Raw genomic sequence first — 25,891 nt, forward strand, 5'->3', positions numbered from 1 at the left:
GGTGTCGATTCCGCCTGTGCCTATCGCGATCCGCAGATCGGCAACCTGCCAGCGCCCCATAGAATGGGGGCTTGAAAACCGCATCATCCGTTGCAGGCTCAATAGCTGGTTCCTGTCCTCGCAGCTGGGGACTTAGGAGCACACCCTACGCGACGGGTCGCAGGAATGCTTACCAGAAAAAATACGCAATTACAAAGAAATAGATCGAGTTTTGTGAAATGGCAGCTTCTCCGTCAAAAATGACGGGGCGAGGGCGGTTACGTGGATTTGACCAAGGCGAGGCCAAGAATGGCGGAATTCCGCAGTCCTGTATGTTCTTGACATGTTCTTGAATCTGACTTAGCTTCGATCCTGCCTTTCGCAGTGTGAATCGGGCTCCTGACCACAAGGAGTCCGTGCATGACACGGCCAATCTGTCTCCAGGTTTACATCTCCAGCGAGCTTAGCTCGCTGATCCGCAAGGCTGCCAAGGCCAAGGGGATCAGCATGAGCGAGTGGGTTCGCACCTTGCTCGCCAATGCCTGCACCGAGGACGAGCTTGCCTCGCGGCTCGACGCTTCCATTGAGCGCATTTCCCGCCGCTCGGTGTTCCTCATGGTCGGGGTTGATGCGCTGTTGGCAGGGCACCCCGACCACGCGCTGCGCGGTCGGGCGCACCAGGCTTACGTGCGCAAATGCAAGGAACTCGGTCTTTCCACGGTAGCTGGCGAGGGAGGCTCCGATGAAGCGTAATCTCGTCAACTTCACGCGTGGCAGCCAGCTGCTTGGACACTTCAGCTTCATGTTCGCGGCGGGTCTCAAGGGCCCATTGATTGTCGCCGTGCTCGTGATCTCATGGACCTCCTGGTGGACCATTTCGGCAGGGCTCACCGACCACGAAGTCTATCTCGTCTGGATGCGGATCTACGCTGCCATCTACGGCTTCATGGAGTTCGATACCGCCAAACAGGTCACCCTGAAAACCGCCTTTGGCGCGACCATCCAGTTTCCGATTGCCCAGCTCGAAAGCTACCCCCCGGTGGCCCATGCGTGGGAGAAGCTGATGGCGCTTCTGACCAGTGCCTTGTGGCGTTCCGGGTTCCTGCTGGTCCCTGCGTTTGCCATCTTCTACTGGTTCGCCGAGCGGTTCGGTGGCCGCTCCAAGGAGCGCAAACATGAGCGCGGCGCGATGCTCGTCACGCTCCCCGAGCTTGTCGATGAACTGACCGCGCACAACCGGCGCGAGCGCACCCGTGAGCTCGATTCCGCGCTGGGCTGGAAATGGCGGCTCAGCCTGCCGCGAGAGATCGCCCGGGTCTTTCCCTATCGGCCATCGCACATCGCCACGGTCTCCTATCCCTGGCGGCTCGAACAAAGCCATGCGATGCTCATTGGCACCACCGGTATGGGCAAGACCGTGGCAATCTCCGACATGATTGCGGAAGCCAGAGCCAAGGGCCAGCGCTGTGTGGTCTTCGATTTGACCGGCGCCTTTATCGAGCACTTCCATGCGGCCCATTGCGACATCATCCTCAACCCGCTCGATGCGCGTTGCCCCCAGTGGAGCCTGTTTGACGAATGCCGTTCTGAAGGCGAGTTCTGGGCCGCGGCGGACGCCCTCGTCCCCCATGACGGGGGCGGAGAAGCCCAGTTCTGGGTGATCGCTGCACGAGCCCTTTTCGTGGAATTCTGCCTCAAACTTGTGGCCGAGGGCAGGGCGTCCAACGACGCCTTGGCGCGTGAGCTGATGACCGCGGACCTCTCGCGCGTTCATGCCATGATGCGCGGTACTATCGCCGATCCGCTAACCGCGCCGGAGGCTGCCCGCATGGCAGAGTCGATCCGCGCCGTTTTCAACGTGAACGCCAAGGCGCTCAAGCTGCTGCCGGCTGCCGGTCCAAGTTTCTCGGTTCGCAAATGGATCGAGGACGGGGCCGATAGCACCCCGAACCAGGGCTCGATCCTGTTCATTTCGGCTCGCTATGTCGACATGAGCGTCTGCGCGCAGCTGCTGACGCTATGGCTCGACACGGCCATGAATACGCTGATGACGATGCCCCGCACCCGCGATCTCAAGTGCTGGTTCTTCGTCGATGAGCTCGGCGCATTGCACCGCCTGCCGGCCCTCGAGAAAGGCTTGCAGACGGCGCGCAATTTCGGCGGCGCGATTGTTCTTGGCCTGCACGCCTATGCCAAGCTCAAGGAGGTCTACGGCGAGAACATGGCGATGACGCTGGCATCGCTTGCCCGGACCAAGCTGATCCTTGGAACCGCCGACCGCGAAACGGCCACCTGGTGTTCCGACTTCATCGGCCATCGCCAGGTCAGGGACATGGAGGAGGGCTACACCTACGGCTACAACAATGCGCGCGATGCGGTCAGCCTCACCCCGCGCAAGCACATCGAGCCGCTCTTGCTGCCCGACCAGCTGATGAACCTGCCGCGCCTGTCAGGGTACATCAAGTTTCCCGACGGCTTTCCCGCCGCACCGATCAAGCTGAAGCCCGTCGACCGACCCAAGCGGGCGGAGACATTCATTGCCAGGGTCAAGGAAAGCCCGAAGGCAAGGGTCACGGTGCCCCATTCTGCGGCGGAGCAGGCCGAGCAGAAGGCAGCGCCAACAGGTAGCGAGCATCCCTCGTCCAACGATGACGGAGCGGGCAAGCCGGTCGTTCCAAAGCAGGGAGAACTGGCCCTGGATCAGGGACCGAAAGCCGCGCCGAGACAGGAGCCTCACGCGCCTGCCAAGGATCTTGGGCGAGCAGTGGAACGCACACCCGGCAAGACGTCGAAGGAGCGAGAACCGGCAACTCGTTCCGGGCAAGACAAGGCGGGCAAGGCCAAGACGGACCGGTCGAATACCAGAACTGATGCTCCGCCGCGAAAGGCTGGACCTTCCGCCCGCCCACTTCTCCCGACAGGCGAAGCCGCAGCGGCGCGGGATCAGTCGGTTTCGCCTAAGGGCACGCCTCAGGCCAGCACGCCCGGAACGGAAGGGCTGCAACAGGGCAAGCCAGATAACCCGAAGAGCCAAAGCTCGAGTGATGCTACCGCGCGCAAGCTGATGATCGAGGATGGTTTGCGGGAGCACGAGCCTCCGCCGATCACTGGTCCCGATCTTGGCGACATGGAGATGTGAGCATGTCGCCAACTGCCTTGGCGTTGGGCACCGATCGATGCTGTCGGTAGCCAATGTCCGCACCGCCGGCGGCGCGGCCAACTACTTCGCTGCCGACAATTACTACACGCGGGCGGATGCCGATCGCTCGGGTGAATGGCTGGGGAAGGGCGCTGCCGCGCTCGGGCTTACTGGTTCCGTAGACGCACGGCAATTCGAGGCGGTCCTTAAGGGACTGCTGCCCGATGGTAGCCGCGTGGGCAGTGACAACCGGGCGCACCGGGCGGGGACCGACCTCACCTTTTCGATGCCGAAAAGCTGGTCGGTCCTGGTTCTGGTGGGCGGCGACAAACGGATCCTCGATGCCTACGGGTCGGCCGTCCGGGAAACCCTGCGTTGGGCCGAAAAGAACCTAGCCGAAACCCGGATGGCGGTTCGCGGAAAGGAGCGTACCGTCCAGACCGGCAACCTTGCGATCGCGCTGTTCCAGCACGACACCAATCGCAACCAGGAGCCCAACGCGCACTTTCATGCCGTCATTGCCAATGTGACGCGAGGGGGCGACGGCAAATGGCGGGCGCTGCGCAATGACAAGCTCTGGCAGCACAATACCTTGCTCAATGCCATGACGATGGCGCGATTTCGCCTGAGCGTCGAGAAGCTCGGCTACGAGGTTGGTGAGTTCGGCAAGCATGGCACTTTCGAGGCCGTAGGTGTGCCCAAGGCGGTCCGCGATTCCTTCAGTTCCCGGCGAGCGGAAATCCTGGAAGCGGCCTCCCAGATGAACTTCTCAGGGCCAGGCGTGCTCGATGCTGCAACCTTGATGACCCGGGCCGACAAGGGGCGGATCGAAGATCGCGATGCGCTGACGCAGCAGTGGCAGGAAGCGTCCGCGAGGCTGGGCTTTGATCCAGCCACGGTGATTGCCAGAGCCAATGCTCGCAGTGCGCAGGATCTTGGCAATGTGACCGGCTTGAGGCCAACGATGCGCGCGCTTGTCCGCAATGTTCAGGCCCTCGCAACCACCTTTGCCGAGCGCCTTGGCCTGCGCGAAGGTGACCCGCTGATACCTTCCCGGCTGACCAACCGCAGTGTCGAGCAGGTCGCCGCAATTCATGCAGTCGCCTCGGCTGTGCGGCATCTGGGCGAGCGGGAGGCGGCTTTCACCCGGGCCGACATCTACCGTGCAGCGCTTAGCTTTGCGCTCCCAACCTCGCTCGCTGACATCGAGCACCGCGTCGACCAGCTGCTTCGCCAGGGACATCTGGAGAAGGGCAGGGGCGCTGACCGGGAACTGCTGACGACACGCGACGCTATAAGCCTCGAACAGCGCATCATTGCCGGGGTCGAAGACGGGCGCGGCGCCGCGCCGGCGATTGTTTCTCCCGACCTTGCGGGGTCCCGGCTGCAGGCCCTGTCCCAGATCAAATACGGCATGACCTTGAACGCCGGACAGGAAGGGGCAGGGCGTTTGCTGCTTGGCTCGAACAACCGCATCGTCGCGATCCAGGGCGTCGCGGGCGCAGGCAAGAGCACGGTCCTCAAACCCGTCGCTGAAATCCTGCGCGAGGAGGGTAGGGGCGTGCTTGGGCTCGCGGTGCAGAACACGCTGGTTCAGATGCTCGAGCGCGACACGGGTATTCCATCGATGACGGTGTCGCGGTTCCTCGCCCGGCACCGCGATCTCCTTGAAGGGCCCGATGCGGACCGTCTCGCCGAGGCGCGGGCCGACATGCGCGGCACCGTCGTGCTGCTCGACGAGGCCTCGATGGTCGGCAATGCCGACAAGGAGAAGCTGGTGCGGCTGGCCAACCTGCTCGAGATCGGCCGCTTTGCCAGCATTGGCGACCGCAAGCAACTGGGTGCCGTCGATGCCGGAAAGCCGTTCGATGTGATGCAGCAAGCCGGGATTGAGACGGCCGTCATGAGCACCAATCTCCGCGCACGGACAGAGGGCCTTCGAGAAGCACAGAAGGCGGCGCAAGAAGGGCGCATCGAAGACGCCATGCGCCATTTGGCACCCCAGGTGATCGAGGTGGGGAACGACGTTGCTATCGAAGCGGCCGCCGCCTGGCTGTTGCTTTCGACCGCCGAGCGCGAGGCAACCGCGATCTATGCCTCAGGCCGAACCCTTCGCAGCGCCGTGAACGATGCTGTGCAGACCGGCCTAAAGGCGAGCGGAGAGCTCGGTCCTGAAACCATGCGGCTCCAGACCCTGTCGCGCGTCAATGTAACCCGCGAGGAGCTGCGCTATGCGAGCACCTATGCGCCCGGCATGGTGGTCGATGTCGCGCGGCGTCAGCGCAGCCAGGGCCTTGCAGCAGGCGAATACCGTGTGGTCGGAACCGATGTGGCGCGCGAGCGGGTCACGCTGGAGAACGCGCGTGGCCGCCAGTTCGAGTTTCGTCCTGGTCAGATCCGGCTACAAGGTGAGCAGGATCCGCTACGCCTGTTCGAAGTCCGCGCCCTCGACATTTACACCGGCGACAGGATCCGGTGGACCGAGACGGATCACCAGCGGGGCCTGCTCAATGCCGACCAGGCCCGGATTATCGCAGTCGACAAAGGGACTGTCGTGGTGAAGACATCCTTGGGCGCAGAGCACAGGCTCGAGCAGGGCGACCCGATGCTGCGACGTCTCGATCTTGCCTATGCGCTGAATGCCCATATGGCGCAGGGGCTGACCTCCGATCGCGGCATTGCGGTGATGGACAGCCGCGAGCGCAATCTGGCCAATCAGCAGACGTTCCTGGTGACAGTCACGCGGCTGCGCGATGGCCTAACCTTATATGTCGACAATGCTGGCAAGCTTGAAACTGCGGTCGAACGCAATGCCGGCATGAAGCGCTCGGCGCTTGAAACGGTCGATCTCCTCCGCGATGCGGCATCCAAAGGTCAGGCCAAAGATCGCGTGGCTCCTGCACCGGAACGCAAGCCGCCAGAACTTGACCGTTCGATCACGAAGCCGTTCGAGATCGGCATCTAGCGTCCCGCTGTCCCCATGCGTCCGCGCATGGCCGGTTGACGCGAAGTTCTTTATTTGTTCTCATAGACCCATGCCCCGAATCTCCGACGATATCCTTCTTACCCATCTCGAAGTTGCGCTGGCTGTTGCGCCGGAGCACACGCTCGTCCGGCTCAATGCCGATGATCCGCGCGCTCAGCGCAGCGCCAGGGTCGATCTTGCTCGTCATCTGGTCGAACGCATGCGCGGCTTCACCATCGAAGGCGACAGCCAGGGCGGCCCGGCCGCGCAGTCGTGTTTGTTTCCGGGCGATCTGTCGCCGATCGGATGAACTGGTAGTCTTGTCGAGGAGGTTTACTGCAGTGGCCGGTCCGTGGCGTTGGAGCTCAGCTGGACAATCCGCTCGGCGATAGCCTGCCATGTCCGAATGCCCGCCTCATCGCCAGCTAGTGCGAGAGCCCCAATCTGTTCGGCGACGTGCACGGGTGCCTTGTCCCCATGGGTCTGTAGAACATGGTTTGCGCAGGCCCAGAGCTCCCAGTCGCTCAGCATCAGCCGAGCGCGCTCACGACCCCGCCAACCGTCGCGTAAAGACCGTAGGCGACGAAGGCTGCGGCAAGTATGAATTCGAGCCGGAGTTTGAATGCAGTCGGTCGAGGCTGTCCGACCGACCATATCTGGTCACAGACAAACCCGTTGAACCCCGAACGCTCGCCGACCACTTCGACGCGAGAGCCGATGAATTTGCGTACCTGGCGGGTGTTGTCGAGCTCCCAGGTCCCGCCACCATCGGTTTGCAGCACCGGCCCGTTAGCCGCCCGCTCAACGATGCCGATTAGATGTGTGGTGCTGCTCACCGGCAAGCCGGGCCTTTCCAGTAGCGATCCCAGCGCATGACAGTGCCGGTCTTGATCATGGCGCATGACAAATCGGCACCTGACGGCAGGCGGCACCAGGCAGCGGTCCTGTTTCCGCCTGCGGACCCCTCGGAGCGGCATGTTAGCCGCGGACCTCTGACCACCACATGACCGGTCGAAATTGTTCCCTTCGCGCCGCCCATCAGATGTACAAGGGCGTCGCGCGCCTCGATTGCCGTGGCATTTGGGCAGGGCTGATTGGTGCGGCAGGTGCCGTCCATTTCCCGGGCAGCGATACCGGCGATCCGAAGGTGAGGGCCTTCCGCACACCAGACGGGACCATCGCCATCCCAGACATGGGTTGGCGTGCAGGTAAAGGTCTGCCCGAAAGCGACGATCGAAGCGGCAAGCCGGGCAAGCATCAGAAGGCCACCTTAGAGCGCCCGTCCGAACCAGAGAACCCGTCCGACGATGTTGAGCGTGCGTTTCTCCAGGCCGCGCCAGCTTGGATAGGCAGGGTTGTCGCTCAGAACCGACGCGCGCTTGCCCTGCGGTTCGAGGGCAATGCGCTTTACGCTCAACATGTCGTCCATCCGCAGGACATAGATCCCGTCTCTCAGCCGCGACTGGCCATCCCCGAGATCGACCATAACCTCGTCGCCATCGTGGAGGGTGGGCTCCATGGAGTCCCCATGGACCGCGATAATCGAGAGGCTCGATGCCTTGCTCGCGGTCAGTCGGCGCAGCCACTTCTCGTCGAAGCCGAACTGCGCGGACTTGGCTTCCATTTCGGCCAGAGCGCCGTGGCCGGCTGATGCCTCGACATTGAGCAAAGGCACATGGACGAGCTCGACCACCGGCCCTGAGCGGCGGGCAGGGGCTCCGAGAACCTTCTCATCGACTCCGAAAAATCGCGCCAGGACCGAGCGATCCTGCTCGTCCAGCTGACGCGGGCTGCCGCGCCGAATATACTGCTGGATGTACGCTGCATTGCGCCCCAGCAGACGCGAAACCGAGGAATAGTTCACTCCTCGTTGCTGGATCAGTTCATCCAGTGCTCTTCGTGCGTCGTCCATGACTGCCAGTCCTATCGCGGGTATCTAGGAAAATCCATCCTAGACTCTAGGAAGCATTCCTAGTAAGAACATAACAAGAACACAAGCCTAAAGCGAGTCGAGGGCGATGGAGCTACTGGAGCAGATCGAGGCATATCTGGCGCGAACCCAGACGTCGCCAAGCACCTTCGGCAGGTTGGTAGTTGGGGACCCAAGGCTGGTGTCCGATCTGAAGTCGGGTCGGCGGCCTCGTCGGCGCACCGAAGAGCGGTTGCAGAGGTATCTAAATGCAATCAGCTCAATTGATGAAGTCTGACAGACTGTGCGATGCATTCGCAACCGTTAGGCTCGCGTTAAATGAGAACAACACAGGTTGAGGACAGGTGTTCGTGAGCGCGCCACGGGTAGGCTTGGCCGCGCTCCATCGCTAATCACGGAGCTAATAAGGGTTCCGGCGGTCTACCTTTTGTGTAATAACGCAAATGCACAGACATTTGCGGGGCAGGCCATGCGTTTCACTGACACCAAGAGCGAAACCCTGAATCTCCGGGTTTCCCCGACATTCAAGCAGGCCTTGAAAGAAGCCGCGGATCATGAGCAGCGCAGCATGGTGAACATGCTAGAGGTGTTGCTGGGTGACTACTGCGATAGCAAGGGGATCGTACCCCCTGGATCGACAACCATAATGACCCCCGCACCAAAACCGACGCGTTCGAGCCGCAGGTCAGAGGCTGGAGCGGCTGCAGAATGACCTTTCGCTATATTGGCTCGAAATCGAGGCTGGTCGACCAAATCATCGATTACATAGGGGAGCCTAAAGCTGGGGGCTTCTTTGTAGACGCCTTCTGCGGCACCGGTGTAGTAGCCGAGGCCGCATCTGCTCAAGGTTGGAATGTACGGATAAACGACAGCTTACACTCGGCAGTTATTTCCGCCGGGGCACGACTTATCAGCCGTGAGCAAGCTACGTTCAAGAAACTCGGCGGCTATTCGGGTGCCATTGCTAAACTCAATGCCGCAAAGCCTGTGTTTGGCTTCATGTGGCGTGCATACAGTCCGGCATCGTTTGGCTCTTGTGGTCTCGAGCGGCGTTACTTCACTGAAGAGAATGCTGCACGTATCGACGCCATGCGGATCCTGATCGCATGCTGGCGAGCTGCCGGTGACATTAATGAAGTCGAAGAGCGGCTGCTAATTGCTGACCTCTTTGGCGCCCTCAATCGCGTGGCAAATATCGCTGGGACCTTCGGGTGCTTTCTCTCCAAGTGGACGAGTCAGTCTCGAGGAAAGATCGACATGCGCTGCCGGGAATTGAAATCTAACAATGTTCTCGTTGAGGCCTCGGTTGGCGATGTTTTCGACGTAGGCAATGAGGTCCAAGACTTAGTGTACCTCGACCCACCATACACAAAGCGCCAGTACGCCAGTTACTATCACATTCTTGAAACCGTGGCTTTGGGAGACGAGCCAGAGGTCGAGGGCGTAGCAGGTCTGCGGCCGTGGAAAGATCGAGCATCAGATTTTTGCTACAAAAGCCGTGCACTTAAGACTCTATCACATTTGGTGCAGAGCTTGAGGGCTTCAAAAGTTCTTTTGTCGTATAGTAGCGAAGGCCACATATCCATGGATGGTATGAAAGAGGAACTCTCAAAAATTGGAAAGTTCACCATACATCCACTTGGATCAGTAGGTCGTTACCGCCCCAATAAAGTGGCAAGCAAATCTGCATCGGATGTAAACGAGTTTTTGGTTATTATTGAGAAGCCTCAGGTTGCATCGGGTAGTTTTGAGGTCGGAGCCTTTAATGGCGCAAAATCGGTTCTTGTGGAGAACTATGTATGAGCGCTCCCCGGCCGTTTGAAGCTGAGTGCCTCGCTCCGGCAGAAGCAGCCCTTACCGAAGCTTGTGGCGGCGCGCATGGGATGGCCAGCTTTGAGCTCCGACTGCAGGTATTAGAAGCTGCTTCGGCTCGCTTTGGCGGCTTTGACCTAGCATCGTATCATGAGGCGTTCGGCATTCGCAGCAAGAGGCGACCTGGGGAGCTGATGGCGCTTGCCGCACCCGTCGCCAGTGCAATCCAACGATCGCCAATCCATCACGCTCTTGCATTGAGCGCACTTGCTAGGGAATCCTTGCATGAACATAACCGGAAGAACACCGGCGCCTATCACACAGACTTCCGACTAGCCACGAGGCTGGCGCAGCTGGCAGCGCCAAAACTGACTCATGAAAGCCGGGTGATCGATCCGGCCTGCGGCGCGGGTATTCTGTTGGCTGCTCTGACCCACGCGGTGTGCGGCCTAGATCGGGCTAAAGCGGCTGAGTGGCTAGCCCGCGGTGTCAACGCAGCTGACTTGTCGGCCAACTCGTTGCGGGCCGCCCTACTGAGCCTGGCGTCCTTTACCGATGATGTCGCCGTCCTCAAAGCCATGAGAGCACGTTGGTATTGCGGCGACAGCCTAATTGCGGATCGCAAAATCTGGGCGTCCATGTCTCCTGATGGCTTCGATGCCGTGATCGGCAATCCCCCTTGGGAGAAGGTTAAACTGTCTCGGCATGAGTTCCTAAAATCTTCAGGCACCCAGCGTCACTACGGAGCCCAAATTCATGAAATCGACGAACAGCGCTTCGCCCAAGACCGCGACGAAGTTGCGAGTTATTCACGTGTCCTGCTCGAGCGCTATCCCGATTTAGGTAACGGCGAACCCGATCTTTATATTGCCTTCACCGACCTCTTTTTTGAGCTCTGCAAACCGAAGGGGATCGTAGCTGCACTCGTGCCCGGTGGTCTAATTCGCTCCCAAGGCACCCAGGCCATACGCCAGAAGATCATCAATGCGAGCCAGAGCGTGTCCATGTCGATCATCGACAATCGCGCTCGGTTCTTTGCGATCGATACACGCTTCAAGTTTCTCGCGGTCGCTCTGGTCAAGGCTGGCTCAGCCAAATGCAAGCGTGAGCCTATCCAGCTCTTGCACGAACGCGGCACAGCGAATGGCTTGGAAACGACAGGAGCAGCAACGATCGGCCGCACTGCCTTGGCTTCTGTAAGGGCTGATCTAAGTTTGCCTGAGGTGCGCAGCGTTGCCGAATGGAAGCTCTTCTGCAAGATCGTAGAGGCAGGCATTCCGTGGGATGAACCGGGCTTTGGCTGGGCGCCAAAGTTCTGCCGCGAAGTCGATATGACTAAAGAGCGATCGAAATTTCTGAGTCATGCAGGTTCTGGAGCCATGCCACTGATTGAGGGGCGCATGGTCCAGGCTCATCGATTTGGTGTGAAAGGGCATGTGTCGGGCACAGGCCGTAGGGCTGTGTGGGACGCCTACCCCATTGGCGGCTCACAGATCTCACCACAGTTTTGGATTCGCCGCTCGGATATGCCCAAGGCAAGCCAGTATAGGACGGATTTGGTGCGGGTGGGCTTTTGTGACGTTGCGGGTCAAACCAATGAACGTTCGCTGATGGCCGCCTTGATTCCTCCCGGCGTGGTCTGCGGCAACAAGGTCCCCACGATCCTTTTTCCTGATGACCCTACCGAAGATAGGCTGTTGGTCTGGACAGCAATAGCCAACAGCTTTGTCTTCGATTGGATGTTGAGGCGCGTGCTCACAACCACCGTGAATTACTTCCTGCTGCAAAGTGTGCCGCTGCCGAGGCTAGCCATAGAGGGCTTGCCGTGGAAAAAGCTGGCAAGCGCAGCCCGCGAACTACGAACGATCGACAACGCTGGAGCTTCGCGCGAGACGTATGAACGCATGGCCCAGCTTCGCGGGGAAATTGATGCTGAAGTGGCCGTAGCCTATGGGTTAGATCTGAAGGACATGGAATTGGTACTGCAAGACTTTCCAATTTTGGATCGAGGCCAAATTCCACTAAAGGGCGAGGCCAGATCGACGATCACACGAGACAGCGCGTTGGTAGCCGTGGCAAAGCGCGCAGGGGGGAGGTCTACAGTTTGGGCTCGTCGTGCGGCAGAGGCAAAAGCGCTTGGCGCCCTGGCTTACGTCCCATCGGAACTCGCCTTGGGCGGAGAAGAGATTGAAGAAGGGGGAAGCCAAAGTCATGGCTAGCAACGCTTACCAAGTGGCCCGTATTCTGTACAAAGAAATTGTTCCTGGAGACCTCAGGAAGATCCTCGCTCAATCAAATGATGCCGATACAGGTGGCGGCGCTCGCGATTTTAGGTTTGGCTCGTACGATTTGCTTTTGCCAGTCATCAAGCGGATGTTTCCAAACACGATCAAAGAAAATCGGAAACGTAATGGATCTGTAATTCAGATTGACGTGTTCCAGGGGAAGTTCTTCTGGCATAATGTTAGCAACCAGGTTGTCGGCAAAGACTCATTTTTTGAACCGCCAACCGATGTGCGCCCCTCGGAAGGGCGCATCGCTCGAGTACATGAGTATGGCTGCTTCGATACCAGCCGTGTCCCCAGTGGGGGCGCTGGCAACCGGGTTTTGCTGTTGTTGATCCAGCTAACTGACGGATCAGTATGGCCTTATTATGCTGAGGAAAAGACGCTCCGCACGCCGGGGGTTTGGGACCCCGTGGTGGCTAAAGAAATCTTGGACTGCTTGGACGCCGTGCGTCCCAGTAACCGTGCCGTAATCGGATACAGGGATTTCACTAATGCGGGTCGTTACTGCAATGGCAAGTGATGATTGCCGGCAGGCCTTAAAGCTTCTCGCGCGCTCGCGAAACGTACTGGTGTCAGGCGCGCCGGGAACTGGTAAATCGAGGCTCTTGGCAGAAGTTGCGCTGGCCTTTGAGACAGCCTTTGGCTTAGCCCCTGCAGGGGGGCCGCCTCAACACAACCCTGTTGGAGGCATCCCCATCCCACCTGCGGCAGGTGGGACTGCCCATGAAATTCCGGCTCCCACCAAGATGAACCGAAAGGTTTTTCGAACAGTATTTCACCAGAACTCTAAATACCGCGATTTTGTTTCTGGCATCACGCCGGCAGTTAATAAGACTGCAGGAAGTCCAGATTTCGTAATCGTTAAAGGTACTTTATATCGAGCTAGCGAACATGCCAAGGTTGCCAATGGGGCTGCGCTCTTAATCATCGATGAGATCAATCGAGGGCCTGCTGTGCAAGTATTTGGTGGCGCCATTGTGGCCATCGAATCTGACAAACGATTGGCCGCTGATGGCTCTAGGCGGGCCGAAACCCAGTTTTTTGAGATCCTTGATCCAGTCAGCGGCGATGTGATTGAGTACGCTTTGCCCCACGACCTATACATCTTGGCAGCGATGAACCAGGCAGACGCCTCTGTTGAGCCTCTCGATGTAGCGTTTTTGCGCCGTTGGGAGCCGTTGCGGCTGGAACCCGATGAAAAAACTTTGAGAGCCTACTACGGCCTTGGAGCGAAGGGCGCACATGCGCTGCCCGAGGAACCTGTCAACTCGGCTGATGCTTTGGAAGCTTCAGTAAGAGCGTGGGTCGCTGTCAACGAGCAAATCGCCCTCGGCAGAGGCCCTGAGTTCCAGATCGGCCATGGCGTACTCATGTCGGACGTGAAGCCTCAGGCACTGTCTTTGAACGAAGCTTTGGGGATGCTTTGTGTTGGATGGGCCAAAGTGCGGGCCCACATCGAAGAGGTATTCTTCGGCGATACCCGAGGAATTGCTGCCACCCTCAACGCGTTGGATGGCCCGCTCTTCAATCCCTTTAAATTCAGCGAGACAACTTTTGCCGACGACCTGCGGTTCCGGCTTGAAGGCCCTACAAACTTCAACGAGGAAAACATCTATGCGGCCCTCAGGGCCTTTGCGAGGGGGTAGCGTTTGGCGCACACTCGCATTCGGTTGTCGCTTGTAGAATATGGCTCACCAGTCGATCTGAGTCATGAGATCGCAGCATCTGTCGGCGTGGATCGCACCAAAGCGAACAGCCTGCTGACTGACGCAGGTGCCCGCGCTGCTTCAAGCCTTGGGTTAAATTACAACCCAATCAGTGTGGATGGTAAGGGTGCGCGAGCCATCGACTTTGCAGGTCTCATCCGCTTGGCCCCCTCTGTCGAATTGGAAGTGGCACCGAAATTCTTGGGGCTTGATGAAGCCGACTCTGCTTGGCGAGAGGACTTTTTCTTTCTCTCCACACTTTCCCGGCATGGCTTCCGGTTGGCCACAGAGCGCTTGTCAGCTGCAAGTGGCGCACCTCGTGACCTTTCCACTTTGGTGGCCAGATCGATCACGAGCATGTACGATTCGCGGAAGCGAAGACCTCTCCGCAGTTACCGCAGGGTCAAGGAGGCTGACTTCTTTATTGATGGGGATCCAGATCCATTGGACCTCATTTTTCCTTCGCCTGATGGTTTCGAACAGGAGCTAACCCGCTTTGATCGGCGCAACGGGTGGAACGCCGACATTGTGGCCGCCGCTAGAGAGCTACTGCCCGAGGTGAGCGACCCATCAGTTGTCAGCGCTTTGGTGCGACTGATTGAAGATTTGTCCCCACAGAACACTCCAAGCAATCGCCGAAAGCCGATTCCAGCAAGGCACCGGGCCTGGAAGCCGCTGCACGAGCTCTCAGTCGACGTGCTTGGAGGCCTTGGAATTAGCTACAAGCAAGGCAGCGCACATGCCCCTGGCTATCTCGTCAGCACTTGGCGTGTTTGGGAGGACCTGTTGACGCTGGCAACGCGAATGGGCTTTGGTCGTTCAGCTGTTATGCCGCAAAAGGGCTTCCAACTAGGCACTAAGACCAATTTCAGCACAGGCAAAGTGAGCAAACTATCAGTTTATCCTGACTGCGTGCTTTTGGCTGATGGTTCTAGGCCTACCATGCTATTGGACGCCAAATATAAAGGTCACGTAGAAAAGAGCCAGCTTCGTATTAGCGAGGCTGATATCTACGAATCTCTGGCGTTCTCGCGAGCCACGGGCTGTAACCTTGTGGTGCTCGCTTATCCCGCTCAGCCAAACGAACCACCTCGACCTGTTGGCACATGCGTTGTTTTCGAACGGGCCTTGGTTGATGACGTGCACATTGTGGGTATAGAGATCGAAGGTAGATTTATCTCCAGAAAGGGAGCCCTACGGGAGTTCTCTGTCAACGTGTCTGCAGGCATTGCCGGACTATTCCTTTAAAACAGAGTATATGAGTACGAGTCTTCAGGCGTCCGTCAAATTGTCCTAGCCCAGCTGGTGCGTTTCCCCTATGTTCCAATGAGAAACGTGACGGATGCGATTATGGCGAACCTAGAGACTGAAAGCGCCCAGACGCCCGGATCTCTCAAGTGGGAAGGACTGTCTGAAATTGATCAGGCAATCCGCGACAACAGCTTGATGGAGTATCGGATCAAGAAGTCTTGGGCCGACCCCTGGGCGCGCAGTCTGACGATAGCGGTCCTAGTCGTCATTGCGGCTGGTTTTTCGTACTTGGCTGGCGCGTCTTTCGGACTGTGGTGACCGTTGCAGGTCACCACTCCTTCACATCATCCGCTGCTTCTGCACTTGCACCTTGGGCTCCCTCGGTGATCGCGTCCAGACGTCCCCTAGAGCCGGTAATCTTTTGGCGACCAGCCGCCTGAGCCCTTTGCACCTCTTCATGAAGATCGCCGGCACCTACGCGAGGCACTGAACCGGAGCCCCCGCCGCCGGTCTGTGCCCGGCCGCGCACTGAGCCTGCGCTTAAGATAGCCGTTCGGGATACGGGCAGTCCGGGGGCGAGTACGAGACGATCGTCGATTCCGTCGCGAAGTCGCTCTGCATAGCTTTCAATGAACTTTGCCTGCAATGCTTGGCCTTCCGGGCTGAGCTGGAAAGTGACGTCGTCGAACCGCGCAGTGCCGTAGAAATCGCGGTTGCTCTCGATCTCGGCCAGACCCCATTCTCGGTAGGCCTGCGACAGATTGAGGCTGCCTGCAGCGCTGTTTCCTTCGAAGAATGACGCCTGGCTTTCGAGCCGGTTGGCGAGCTCCTCAGCTCGGCGTGCCTCCCGGCTGTAGCTCTGCGCTTCGGTCAGCGATGCGCTCATGCCACTCGCGGTGCTCGAGATTGACGAGCTTGATGAGGTACTGACCGAGCGGATGAACCCATCGCGGGTGCTCGACCAATTGCGGCTGTCAGACATCTGGGACAGGCTCCCAAAGATCCGGGAACGGTCTTCGGACGCGATGCCGATGTCGCTGTCGGTCCATGTGCGTGTCCCACCGCCCTTCAGGCCGACGTTGGCCGAAGCTACTCCATTTGAAATGCCCGCTTTGGCGCCGGCCTCGCCACCCAGGAACCAGGCGGTAGAGATGTCATCGGCGGCCCTGCGCGACAGCCCGAATTGTCGCTGCAGACTGGTCGATGCCTGATCGACCTCGCTGAATGCGGTCTGGATGCTGTCCGAATTCGAGGTGCCGGTCGCGCTCTCGAAGGATGCGCCTCGGCTGAACTGGTCCCTGAGTTCGCGGAACTTCGTCACGGCGCTAGTCGTCGATTCCGTCGCGACATTCGCATAGGTCTCGCTGTTGGCGCGGGCCTGCGATGCCATCGTCGAAAGGCGCGCCGTGAACTCCTGGCCCAGCGTCGGCGTGAAGGGATAGCTGGAATTCGGGATCTGGTCGTAGCTGCCGTCCGGAAAGCTCGTGGTCATTGCCCCGGTGTCGCTGAAGGTCCGAGTCTGCGGCGCGCCGTACGTGAAGCTCGGCGCGATCGTGCCTTGTGCAAACTGGCGGGTGAGGACGCTCGAGTTTTCGAAGCTGGTGTTGCCGAGCGAGACATTGCCGGTGCTCGCCTCCCGGGCAGCTTCCTCGACCGCGTTCTGGCTCGGGTTGAGGTAGCTCGTGGCATGGTGGGAAATCGCCATGGCGCCCTTGGCCACACCCCCTGCCAAGAACGGCACCGATGCGATGAGATAGCCTGCCAGCAGACCGATATCGCTGTTGACGTCGGCCATGCCGGTAAAGCTCGCCAGGCTGAGGCCGTTGCTGCCCGTGACCGCGCTCATGTCAGCCGCGCCCTTGTACATCAGCATCATGTGGAGGATCACGAACAGGGGTCCCCAGGCCGCGAGATAGAAGAAGCCCGTCACGTAGCCCTTGAGTGCGACAGGCCCGGTCTTGGGAAGCAGGAACAGGGGAAACAGGACCGGGAAGAGGGCGTAGAACAGCACGGTCAGCACGACGTTCAGGAGCGGGACCCACTTCATCGCGTTGCTCGCAATCGAGCCATAGGTCCGCTCGGTCTGAATGTCGGCGCGGGTCTGGGCGTAGACGTCGACATTGCCCGCGCCGCTGGTGCCGGACATTGAATGCATGGCCTGGCTCATCGCGTTGATTGTCAGCGTCTGCTTGAAGATTTCGGTCGCGTTGGCCGAGACGCCGGTCAGGTACTGATAGGCCACCGGCAGGTCGGCAAAGAGCTTCGCCTTGGCGAGCGCGGCCGTCTGGTTGGGGTAAAGTTGACGGCCAAACACCGATCCCATCGCATCGACGAGGCCAGCCCACTGCGCATTGAGCGTGTCATAGGCCTCGCGGCAGGTCACGATGTTCGAGCTCACCTGGCCTGAAGTGGCATCCCGGGTCAGGAACCGCTGCGCGCGCGCCTGACTGCCCGGCGCGATCGTCGCCCAGATGTCGCCGGTTTCCGCCAGCTCCTTCATCGAGTAGCGGCCGAGCAGAACGTCGTAGAACACGCATTGCCGGAAATGCTCGTCGAGATTGGCAGCAAACTCCGGATCGGAAATCCGCAAGGACCGGGTCGCATCGTAGAGCCGGGCGCCGTAGATCATGCCGTTCTTAGAATAGTTGAGATCGCCGGGCAGGCCGAACACAACTTCTGCCGAGCCCGTCAGATAGTCGCCGACCTGGCTGGTAAAGCTCGCCATCAACGCAAGACCCAACGGCACGTTGCTGACATTGGCCGGGGCAAGGCTCGGGTTGAGCCGGTCGGTCACATGGACATCGAGCCGCGGCACCATGAGGCAGGAGTAGATGAGCGTTGCGCCGAGGAACCAGTTGATCCAGGCGCGCCAGTCCTGATTGAACGCGAGGGTCAGGGCGGACAAGCCCAGCCCCATTACCATCACCACCTGGAGCAGGCTCTTGTAGCCCCCGTTGCCGGTCCAGGCGGCGACCGCCTGGAAGACGTTGACCAGATAGTCCCCGCCGCCGACCGTGAATATCTCGACCATGTCTGTTGTCCCGCCTGGATGTGGTTGGTTCGGTCAGTGGGTGAGGGCGCGGCTCTGGACGCCGCGCGACCAGTCCAGCGAGGCGGCCATTCCGGGCGACATCGAGGCGGCCAGCACGTTCTCGATGAACGCCGTCTTCTCGATGATCTGCAGCACCGCATTGACCTTGAGATGCGTGTTGGCCTGCCGGTCAGCGAGCGCCTGACGCACGACATTGACCTGATTCTGCCACATCGCGATCTTGGCTTCGTCGGCCCCGATGAAGCTCGACATCGAGCGGCCCGCCTCGCTCACGATCCGGTCGAGCACGGCAAACAGGAGGTCGACACTGGCGATCTCGGCCAGGGTCTCCCGGTCGTCGGTCGGCATGCCCCGGCCATATGCCGCCTGGACGGTCAGGATCTTGTAGAGCGGGATGGACGCGACTTGCAGCAGTTCCTTCTGCTCTTCGCTGATCGCCGTGTCGTCGCGGATGGCCTGAACCATCCCGCCTATGAGCGCAGCCACCCGCGGCCGCAGCGCTTTCGATGCCGGCAGGCTCAGCGACTTGAAGCCCGGGTTGAGGCACTTCTCTGTCTCGTCGCAGTCAAAGATGAGGACGTTGCCATTCGTCGTGCCATCCAGCAGCGAAGTCACGAGGGTTGACGATGCCTCACCGACGATCGGCACGAACTTGCCCGGCTCGTCGTCCTTGGGGGGCACGTAGATGATCGTGCCCAGCAGCGTCATCGCATATTCGGCGAGCTCCTCGTCGAAGCGGCCGCCAGGCGAGAAGAACGCCGACTTCTTGAGGATCGTCCAGGTGTAGTTGCGCGGCACGCCGGGATTGACGTCGTCATACTTGCCCGACCCCTGCGCGGTCGTGCTCGATCTCTGCCCCCTGGTGCCGCACCCATGCTTGGCCGCGGCATAGTCGGTGAAGATCCCTTCGGAGTTGCCGATCGCTTCGCAGATCGCCTTGTCGGCAAGGTCGCCCTTCGGCCAGATCCCGCCCACCAGACCCTGCGCCATCTCGCAGGAGTTGATGTTGAGGTTGTTCATGAGTTGAGCCTTCTGGCTGAACTCCTGCATGATCTTCGAGCATTCCGGGCAGACCGTGTCGATCGCTAGGCTGAAGGCGAAGCCAACTGCATTGTTCGCGACTGCCTTCAGCATCGCGACGATCTCGCTGGCGTTGATGAAGCTGAAGGACCCGGCAAAGATGTCGATGCCGCCGCAACCGGCGCGGGCGCGCGGCAGCTGCAGATTGGCGATGTTGGTGGTCTTCTGCGGGAACCGCGTCCAGACATTGCCGAGGCTGTAATAGCCGGCCGACTGCCCCTGGAACGCGGTCGGTCCGTTGACGTTTGCAGCGCCTCCGACGTCGTTCAGAAACGAGTCCATCGAACTGCCGACGTCGGCCGATGCGCCAGACAGCGGGAGGGCGAGGGGGATGGTGGCTGCAAGGAGCGCAGCGACGGCTCTTTTCATCCTAGTAGTCACGTCCAGCTTCCTTCGATGTGAGGAGGTAAATCCGGTCCTGCAGCTCGTCGGCGCTCATGACGCCGTAGCCGATCGGGATGGGGCGGCCGGTCTGCGCGTCCCAGAGCACGACCGCTGGCGTGATCTTGGGCTCGAGCCCCATGCGGCTGCGCTGGTTGGTCTCGACCGTGTAGTTCGGGAAATGCCGCGACGGGCCGCCATCGGTCGAAATCGCGCGTACCGCGATATGCCAGGTCGAGGCAACGCTCTGCACGATTGGCGACATGACTTCGCAGGCGCCGCAGCTCTGGGCGAAGAAGTAGAACAGCCCGTAGCGCTCGGAAAGCTGGGCCATCGCGGCGTTCCGTTCCGCGCTTCGCGAATCCTGCCACTGGCGCTTGCCAAGCGTCGAGACCGGGCGCTGCAGCGTGTAGTCGAGCTCGGGGTCCTGCCAGATCGCCCGCTGCCAGACGTCGCTGAAGAGCGACGCGCGGTCGAGCTGGGCGCGCTGGAAGCGGATATAGGCCGTCACATTCGCCGGCGTCGGCTCGAGGATCGCCTTGGCCTTCAGTTCGCGCAACGTCGCAGTGATCGCGTCGAGTTGGCTAGTCGCGCTGGCCGCAGGCGCTGGCGAGGGCGAATTCTGGTCCGGCGTCTTGGGCCCCTCACAGTAGAACCAGTATCCGAGCCGCCGCTCCTCGCAATAGAAGCTATCCTGGCGCTCGGCCGATTGTGCGCTGGGCGGCGCATCGGTCCGGCTTGCGACCGGCTGGGCGGTCGCCGGAGAAAGCTGGCAAACGGAATTGGCAATCGCGCAGGCGGCGAGCAGCCGCCACGCGGCCTTACTGGCGGGCGCGGGCATAGTAGTCCTCGATCTTCTGTTGGATGTCCTGGGTTGCCTGCAGCTCGTCAGGCAGGCGGGCGGCGTCGGTAAACTCGGCGTAGACCTCGCTGAAGTCCATTTTCGAGAGGTCGAGCCGGGCGAACTCGTCGATGGTGAAGCCCTGGCATTGCTCGGTCTTCGGTTTGCCCCAGGGCTTGTTCAGCTGCTGGCGGCCTTGCTCCTGCAGGATCCGCGAGAGCTTGGATTCAAAGCAGCAGTAGACCTTGCGCTTGGTCAGGCACACGCCAAGGAAGGAGGACGAGCAATAAGTGCCGACGTAGGCGCACAGACCCTGCGCATCCTTCTGATGCAGCAGCATCTCCTCGCGGCTGCAGCCCAGCGCCACGAGCAGCTGGATGCCCGGGATGAGCGGGAAACCCTTGCCTTTGCAGCAGTTGAGCACGCCGAAGACCTTGGACGAGCAGCTTTCTCGGGTCCCCTTGAACAGAGTGAGGTTGTCCGGATCGAATTCGCGGCGCGCCTGGTTCATCGCGTTCAAGGCGACGGCCGCATCCTTGAACTCGTCGTTGGCCTCGCGCTGGATGGTCTCGCACGAGCCATCGATGCAGTAGACATCACCGTCGCAGATGAACTGGTTGGTGTTCGCAGGCTGGTCTGGAACCGGGCAATCATAGACCCGCTCCCAGGTGCGGCAGGGCTCCCCCGCGAGGCAGTCTTCGCGCACCAGCTTGCAGCCCGGAGTGGCTTCAAGTGTCTGGCAGTCCTGTGCCTCGGTGAACTGCGCGCAGCTGTAATTGCGGCTCCACGCCCAGCAAGGCTGCGTCACGGCGATGCCATCGACGATGCGGGTCACCGGATCGCTGTCCGTGCACGTCTCGGTGTCTTGCTGGCACGAGGTATCAGCCGCGAGACCAGCACACTGGCTTTCATCGAGCGTGGTCGTGACGACGTTCTCGCCTGTCACCGTGTAGGGCGTCGCGCCATCGACCGGCGCCGTGCAACTAACGAGATCGACCCTTAGATTGCCCGAGTTACAGCCCCAGTAGATCCCGAAATAGGGGTCGCACAGATTGATCGGATAGGACTGCGTGACCGTGCATTGCGGAGCGGGGTAGCGGTTGCAGTTGTAGACCGAAGCCGGGTCGACCCCGCTACCACCAACACAGTAGTAGCCGTAGACCTGCCGCTGCTCGACACGCGCGGTCAACGTCACGGGGCAGGTCCGTGTTTCCTGTGTTGCGGTAAAGCCAACATTGCAGGTCGCCATGTAGCGCGCCGCGGTTCCGCTGGTAAGCGGCAAGGGCACGCAGCGTCCCTGCGAGCCGCCGATGGCCATTCCGCTCGTATAGGCGAGCGGGTCATCGCTGATCACATTGCTGCGCGCGATCGTTGCATCGAGATCCTGCGGCGCAAACCGGGCGCGCCGGTCCATCGAATCCCGCATGGCCTTGTAGCCGGTGTTGCTCGTCGCCTGGCTCGCCGCTTCGCGGCTCATCCGGTCAGGATCGTCGAAATAACCCGACTGGCTCGGCGTGCCGCCGAAATTGGGGATGCGGCTTGCATCCGGGTTCGTCGTTGCCGCGCTTTGCGCCGCGGCTGTCTTGTCCCGCCCGAAAGCCTTGCCGTCGGCTTTGGCAGCATCGGTTGTAGTCTGGGCGTAGAGCGGGCCGGCGAGGGCGAGCAGAAGCGCGCCCACGCCAGCGAGAGAGATGACTGGTCGTTTCATGGAACCTGCCTTTCAAGACGGGCGAGGTGCTGGGCGGCGAGCAAAGCGCCGGGGCCGCCGCCGCGCACGAAGGTCTCGAGCGCGTAAGCTGCGCTGACATTGCCGCTCATCCGGTCGTGCGGCGGAGCTTGCGTCCGGCAGTCGAACCCGTCGCACAGATCGAAGTCGCTGCTGGTGACGACGTAGGTGGGCACCGCCTCGATCCCGAAGGCGCGGAACAGTCGCGGGTCGATGCCGACGCCGTCCAGTTGCTCGCCGGGCTTGGCAACTTTGGCCAATGCCGCCGTGAGAGCCTTGGCGCTGTTGCCGGGCAGCCCACGCAAGGCAACAACACCGCCAGCCTTGGTCACGTCGTCGATCATCGCACGCAGCGCTGCAGGCGGCATCGATAGCGAAGCAAAGGCGATGAACCTCGGCGCCTCGCCCATGCCTTCGCTGGTCATGGCGCCGGCATCGGCCACCATCCGGTCAAAATCGAATGTGCTGGCCTCACCAGGCTTCGCGTTCGCGGCGGCCTCACGGGTGTAGCGGCGAGCGTGCGCCTCGGCCTCGTCGGAGCTGGTCCTCGCTTCCCGCGCCAGGGCTTCGGCTCTGGCGCGGGCATTGGCAGACAGCGCGTCGGCATCGGGGGCACCAGTAATGGCCCGCGCCCGGATAGCGGCCAGATCGAGGTCCGGTTCGGCCGTCTGCGCCGAGGCGCCAGCCAAAGCAGCAAGGCTGGAAAGCGAGGCGACTACAAGAAGATGAGGAAGTTTGTTCATAGCGCACAGCAATTCCGCTTGCGCCAGACCAGGTAGCCCATGTCCTCGCCAATGGCGGGATAGACCTGGCCTGCCGACATGAAGGTGGTGGAGGCACCAATGGGCGCGCAGGCGTAGCGGCCCTTGGTCTGCGGATTGGGATTGGTGGCCTGGAAGCGGTATTGCTGCTTGCGCATCACCGGCATCAGGTACTTGCCGCAAAGCCCTTTGCTGCCCATCGTCCCCCAAGCGACGAGCTCGCGGTGGAGCTTGTAGGAGAACCGGGCGAGCGCGAGCCGCGATGCCTGCACATGGCCGATCGTTGCCGAGACATTGCCGTTGAGCGGATACATCGTGCCCTGGCAGCCCGCGCACCAGAACAGTTCATCGGTCGGCAGCTTGGCCGTTGCCGCCACGCAGTCCGCTGCACAGGCGGCAAGCGCCAAGGGATTGGCGAAGAGGACCGCCTCGGGATTGATGATCGCGGTTAGCTCGCTGTCCTGCCAGAGCGGATCAATCTCGGTGATGTAGAGTATGTCGATCGAGCCGGACTCGAGGCACAGGAAATCGGCGACGATCTCCATCCAGTAGATCAGCGGATAGGCATACCAGTGGACATGCCACTGCGAGTTGTACTGGGTGTTGCCGCCAACCGCCGATGGCCCCGCCATCGACTTGAAGCCGATGTCGAACCCCGGATCGAGCTTCATCCCGCCGAGATTGACGAAGCACCATGGCTTCATGCTGACGTCGGCAAGCCGGACCGGCTCCCAGAACCCCATGGCGATGCCGGGCCGCAAACCGCACAGGCAAACGGGGAGAACCGGGTTGCTCGTATCGGGACGGCTCGACGGCCAGATCTTCAGGCCACCGATCGAGATCGGAAACAGGCACGACCAGCAGATGTCCGTGATCGGATTGACGAACTTGCCAGTGCAGCGCCCGGGGCCGGCCGCAGCCTGGGCAGGAGCACTGGACACGACGCTCAGGCTGGTGAGCAGAAATGCTCCGCAAAGCCATGACAGAAGGCGTTTTTTCTTGCTCATGACGGCGCATGCTCCTTGAGAGGCACGGGCAGTTCGGTGATGATGAGCGCGCGGCCCTGCTGCTCGACGGTTGCGGGCACCGCGCGAATGCCGAAGTGTTTCACCAGCGTGCCGCCCTGATCGAAGTAGAAGCGCCGCTGACGGGCCTTCATGAGTTCGAGCGGCGCACCCCGCACGAGGATGAGCTTGGCCTTTGTGCTGGCATAGCGACGGGTGGCCCAGGCGAGCTGTGCCGGGTCGTCCCCATCGAGAAAGACGAGGGGAGCCCGGAGCGGCACGGTATCGAGCGGATTGACCCGCGTGCCTGCGGCAATGATGAGCCGGCCTTTGTCGTCGGCAATATCGCGCTCGACGGTGATCGTCGGATCGAAACGCCAGCTGCGCAGCGCCGAGGCGAGGGTAACGCCCGCGACCGGCTCTGGCCGGTTGACCCGGGCGATTGTCCGCCGCTTCAGCTCTTCGTTGAGACGGGCCGTTTCGCCGGTCTTCTCAAGCTGGGTGAGCCTGGCATGGATCTGCTGAAGCAGGTCCGGTTCGATGACCGGCCATACCGCGCCGTGCTGGCCGTAATCGCGAGCCATTGCCTGTGGTGCGATGGCCAGCGCCAGCGCAGTGGTGCAAACCGGCAGAGTGAGGAGCCTCACAGGATTGGCCTCCCGACCCCGAGTATGCGCGGTCCACAGATCCAACCGATCGCGGCATAGCGACTGTCGAAGCCATCCTTGTGTTCGCTGGTGACGAAGTAGCAGCCTTTCGGCACGCGCCCCGTAGGTCCAAGCGCCAGCGGTTCGCCGAGGCGGCTCTCAAGCTTGGCCTTGGCCACGGCCTCACCGTTGACGAAGTAGATGCGGTTTTGCTCGGTGATGATGTCGCCCGGAACACCGCTCACCCGCTTGCCGAACGGCTTGGGCTTCGCCCCGAAATGCTTGACCAACAAAGGCGAGGTGGGTGGGTCGAACAGGATGATGTCCCCGCGATGCACGGGTGCCCCCCGCGTGACCCAGATGGCCCAGTAGGGCAGGCTGGGGCTCACATTGATCATAAGCGCATGGCCCTGCGCGAAGGCGGCAAGCGAGGAGAGCGCCAGTGCCCCGGCGCCGAGCCCGCCCCAAAGCACGAGCCGGCGCGCCAAAGCTGAGCGGATCAAGAGATCAGCGGGCTGCATTGGGAATGGCTCCCATGCGGCGCACGACGTCGGCACGCACAGACCCGGTCAGGTCCGGTGTGCTCCCGGCGACCACTGCTTCGGCAACCAGAACTGTCCGGCCTTCGCGTCCGAGCTTCTGTACCGAGGCTTCCACGGCCTTGAGGTAGGCCTGGACGCGCAGTCTGGTTTCTTCAGGCGGCCGACCGGCACGCGCTTCGGCTTCGATGAAGTCGCCCATGATCCGGCTCAGCTGGACCGTGACGACCTCGCGTTTTTCCAGGGTGAGCAGCTTGTCCGTCGCCCAGACACCCCACAGCACCTGACCGATCATGCCGGCGCCGACCACGACAGCGGTGAAATTGATCGATGCAAGCCGCCAGCGCAGGCCCGATGTTGCCAGAATGTTCTTCACAGCTTTTCTCCCGAAAGTTCGCGGTCGAGATCGCGGATGAAGCGCGGCATGCGCCACACGACGACGAGCGTCGCGAGACCGATCAGAACGAACTTGCACTGGCCGAGGAAGGTCACGCGGCGTGCGAGGTCGGCCGCCAGGAAGCGGTCACCGAGATTGGCGACATGGGCGAAGAAGGCATCGGGATTGCCGCCCGACAACAGCAAGAAGAAGAGCAGCGGCAGGCCCAGCGCCATCAGGTAGGACGAGCCGAGAAACAGGCAGCCGCGAAGCAGAATGTAGCAGCCATCGGCCACGCGCGAGCGCAATGTCCGCACCGGCTGGCTGACGGGGTGTTCGTCTTCGGACGGGTCGGTCCGGTCGAAGGGGGTGACGAGGTGGAGAGGCATGGAGATAGGGATCCTTTGGTGATGG

24 protein-coding genes are annotated in these 25,891 nt (G+C 61.0%); 10 read left to right on the forward strand and 14 right to left on the reverse strand.

Annotation, left to right across the window (positions count from 1 at the left end; translation table 11 throughout):
- Positions 1-399 precede the first annotated feature (399 nt).
- The 4 genes from JD971_RS14885 (at position 400) to JD971_RS14900 (ending at position 6,393) form a co-directional block, all read left to right on the forward strand.
- Entirely contained in the window at positions 400-732 is a 333-nt protein-coding gene (locus tag JD971_RS14885; protein WP_202084597.1) for a hypothetical protein, read from the forward strand.
- Positions 722-3,118, forward strand: coding sequence for a type IV secretion system DNA-binding domain-containing protein (locus JD971_RS14890; protein WP_202084598.1), 2,397 nt, complete (start codon positions 722-724; stop codon positions 3,116-3,118). The genes JD971_RS14885 and JD971_RS14890 overlap by 11 nt, the downstream gene beginning before the upstream one ends.
- 37 nt (positions 3,119-3,155) lie before the next feature.
- Positions 3,156-6,083, forward strand: coding sequence for a MobF family relaxase (mobF, locus tag JD971_RS14895; RefSeq protein WP_202084599.1), 2,928 nt, complete (start codon positions 3,156-3,158; stop codon positions 6,081-6,083).
- A 70-nt stretch (positions 6,084-6,153) separates the two neighbouring features.
- Complete coding sequence (locus JD971_RS14900; RefSeq protein ID WP_202084600.1) at positions 6,154-6,393, forward strand: hypothetical protein; 240 nt, start codon at positions 6,154-6,156, stop codon at positions 6,391-6,393.
- Positions 6,394-6,416: 23 nt separating this feature from the next.
- Here the strand turns inward: JD971_RS14900 and JD971_RS16690 are convergent, their stop codons facing one another.
- The 4 genes from JD971_RS16690 to JD971_RS14915 are packed head-to-tail and all read right to left on the reverse strand — an operon-like array spanning position 6,417 to position 7,995.
- The gene (locus JD971_RS16690) at positions 6,417-6,614 is read right to left on the reverse strand and encodes a hypothetical protein (RefSeq protein ID WP_236672127.1); all 198 of its coding nucleotides are present in this window, start codon (positions 6,612-6,614) and stop codon (positions 6,417-6,419) included.
- Positions 6,614-6,919, reverse strand: a complete 306-nt coding sequence (locus tag JD971_RS14905; protein ID WP_202084602.1) for a DUF5818 domain-containing protein — start codon at positions 6,917-6,919, stop codon at positions 6,614-6,616. The genes JD971_RS16690 and JD971_RS14905 overlap by 1 nt, the downstream gene beginning before the upstream one ends.
- Positions 6,916-7,341 (reverse strand): hypothetical protein, encoded by a 426-nt coding sequence (locus JD971_RS14910; RefSeq protein WP_202084604.1) that lies wholly within the window; start codon positions 7,339-7,341, stop codon positions 6,916-6,918. The genes JD971_RS14905 and JD971_RS14910 overlap by 4 nt, the downstream gene beginning before the upstream one ends.
- Before the next feature lie 12 nt (positions 7,342-7,353).
- On the reverse strand, positions 7,354-7,995 hold the full coding sequence (locus tag JD971_RS14915; protein WP_007688341.1) for a S24 family peptidase: 642 nt from the start codon (positions 7,993-7,995) through the stop codon (positions 7,354-7,356).
- Positions 7,996-8,721: 726 nt separating this feature from the next.
- On the opposite strand from JD971_RS14915, the gene JD971_RS14920 reads away from it, so the two are divergent.
- The 6 genes from JD971_RS14920 (at position 8,722) to JD971_RS14945 (ending at position 15,388) form a co-directional block, all read left to right on the forward strand.
- Positions 8,722-9,816 (forward strand): DNA adenine methylase, encoded by a 1,095-nt coding sequence (locus tag JD971_RS14920; protein ID WP_202084606.1) that lies wholly within the window; start codon positions 8,722-8,724, stop codon positions 9,814-9,816.
- Entirely contained in the window at positions 9,813-12,044 is a 2,232-nt protein-coding gene (locus JD971_RS14925; RefSeq protein ID WP_202084609.1) for an Eco57I restriction-modification methylase domain-containing protein, read from the forward strand. Before JD971_RS14920 ends, JD971_RS14925 begins: the two co-directional genes overlap by 4 nt.
- Complete coding sequence (locus tag JD971_RS14930) at positions 12,037-12,633, forward strand: hypothetical protein (RefSeq protein WP_202084611.1); 597 nt, start codon at positions 12,037-12,039, stop codon at positions 12,631-12,633. Before JD971_RS14925 ends, JD971_RS14930 begins: the two co-directional genes overlap by 8 nt.
- Positions 12,634-12,859: 226 nt before the next feature.
- The gene (locus JD971_RS14935) at positions 12,860-13,759 is read left to right on the forward strand and encodes an AAA family ATPase (protein ID WP_236672128.1); all 900 of its coding nucleotides are present in this window, start codon (positions 12,860-12,862) and stop codon (positions 13,757-13,759) included.
- 24 nt (positions 13,760-13,783) lie between these two features.
- Entirely contained in the window at positions 13,784-15,067 is a 1,284-nt protein-coding gene (locus JD971_RS14940; protein ID WP_236672129.1) for an McrC family protein, read from the forward strand.
- 87 nt (positions 15,068-15,154) lie between these two features.
- Complete coding sequence (locus JD971_RS14945) at positions 15,155-15,388, forward strand: hypothetical protein (RefSeq protein ID WP_371809665.1); 234 nt, start codon at positions 15,155-15,157, stop codon at positions 15,386-15,388.
- Positions 15,389-15,398: 10 nt separating this feature from the next.
- Here JD971_RS14945 and JD971_RS14950 read toward each other — a convergent pair whose 3' ends face one another.
- The 10 genes from JD971_RS14950 to JD971_RS14995 are packed head-to-tail and all read right to left on the reverse strand — an operon-like array spanning position 15,399 to position 25,866.
- Complete coding sequence (locus tag JD971_RS14950; protein ID WP_202084617.1) at positions 15,399-18,101, reverse strand: conjugal transfer protein TraG N-terminal domain-containing protein; 2,703 nt, start codon at positions 18,099-18,101, stop codon at positions 15,399-15,401.
- A gap of 33 nt (positions 18,102-18,134) precedes the next feature.
- Complete coding sequence (locus JD971_RS14955; protein ID WP_202084619.1) at positions 18,135-19,571, reverse strand: conjugal transfer protein TraH; 1,437 nt, start codon at positions 19,569-19,571, stop codon at positions 18,135-18,137.
- A 1-nt stretch (position 19,572) separates the two neighbouring features.
- The gene (locus tag JD971_RS14960) at positions 19,573-20,424 is read right to left on the reverse strand and encodes a conjugal transfer protein TraF (protein WP_202084620.1); all 852 of its coding nucleotides are present in this window, start codon (positions 20,422-20,424) and stop codon (positions 19,573-19,575) included.
- Complete coding sequence (locus JD971_RS14965) at positions 20,405-22,132, reverse strand: conjugal transfer protein TraN (protein WP_236672130.1); 1,728 nt, start codon at positions 22,130-22,132, stop codon at positions 20,405-20,407. Before JD971_RS14965 ends, JD971_RS14960 begins: the two co-directional genes overlap by 20 nt.
- Positions 22,129-22,893, reverse strand: coding sequence for a type-F conjugative transfer system pilin assembly protein TrbC (trbC, locus tag JD971_RS14970; RefSeq protein WP_202084621.1), 765 nt, complete (start codon positions 22,891-22,893; stop codon positions 22,129-22,131). The genes JD971_RS14965 and trbC overlap by 4 nt, the downstream gene beginning before the upstream one ends.
- The gene (traU, locus tag JD971_RS14975) at positions 22,890-23,918 is read right to left on the reverse strand and encodes a conjugal transfer pilus assembly protein TraU (RefSeq protein ID WP_202084622.1); all 1,029 of its coding nucleotides are present in this window, start codon (positions 23,916-23,918) and stop codon (positions 22,890-22,892) included. The genes trbC and traU overlap by 4 nt, the downstream gene beginning before the upstream one ends.
- A complete protein-coding gene (gene traW / locus JD971_RS14980; RefSeq protein WP_202084623.1) occupies positions 23,915-24,562 on the reverse strand; it encodes a type-F conjugative transfer system protein TraW in 648 nt (215 codons plus the stop codon). Before traW ends, traU begins: the two co-directional genes overlap by 4 nt.
- Entirely contained in the window at positions 24,559-25,083 is a 525-nt protein-coding gene (locus tag JD971_RS14985) for a S26 family signal peptidase (RefSeq protein ID WP_202084624.1), read from the reverse strand. The genes traW and JD971_RS14985 overlap by 4 nt, the downstream gene beginning before the upstream one ends.
- Positions 25,070-25,477 carry a type-F conjugative transfer system protein TrbI gene (locus JD971_RS14990; RefSeq protein ID WP_202084625.1) on the reverse strand — a complete coding sequence of 136 codons (408 nt, stop codon included), beginning with the start codon at positions 25,475-25,477 and terminating at the stop codon, positions 25,070-25,072. The genes JD971_RS14985 and JD971_RS14990 overlap by 14 nt, the downstream gene beginning before the upstream one ends.
- Complete coding sequence (locus JD971_RS14995) at positions 25,474-25,866, reverse strand: hypothetical protein (protein WP_202084628.1); 393 nt, start codon at positions 25,864-25,866, stop codon at positions 25,474-25,476. The genes JD971_RS14990 and JD971_RS14995 overlap by 4 nt, the downstream gene beginning before the upstream one ends.
- Positions 25,867-25,891 lie beyond the last annotated feature (25 nt).

This window comes from Croceicoccus sp. YJ47 (assembly GCF_016745095.1).
In the GTDB taxonomy this organism is placed as follows: domain Bacteria; phylum Pseudomonadota; class Alphaproteobacteria; order Sphingomonadales; family Sphingomonadaceae; genus Croceicoccus.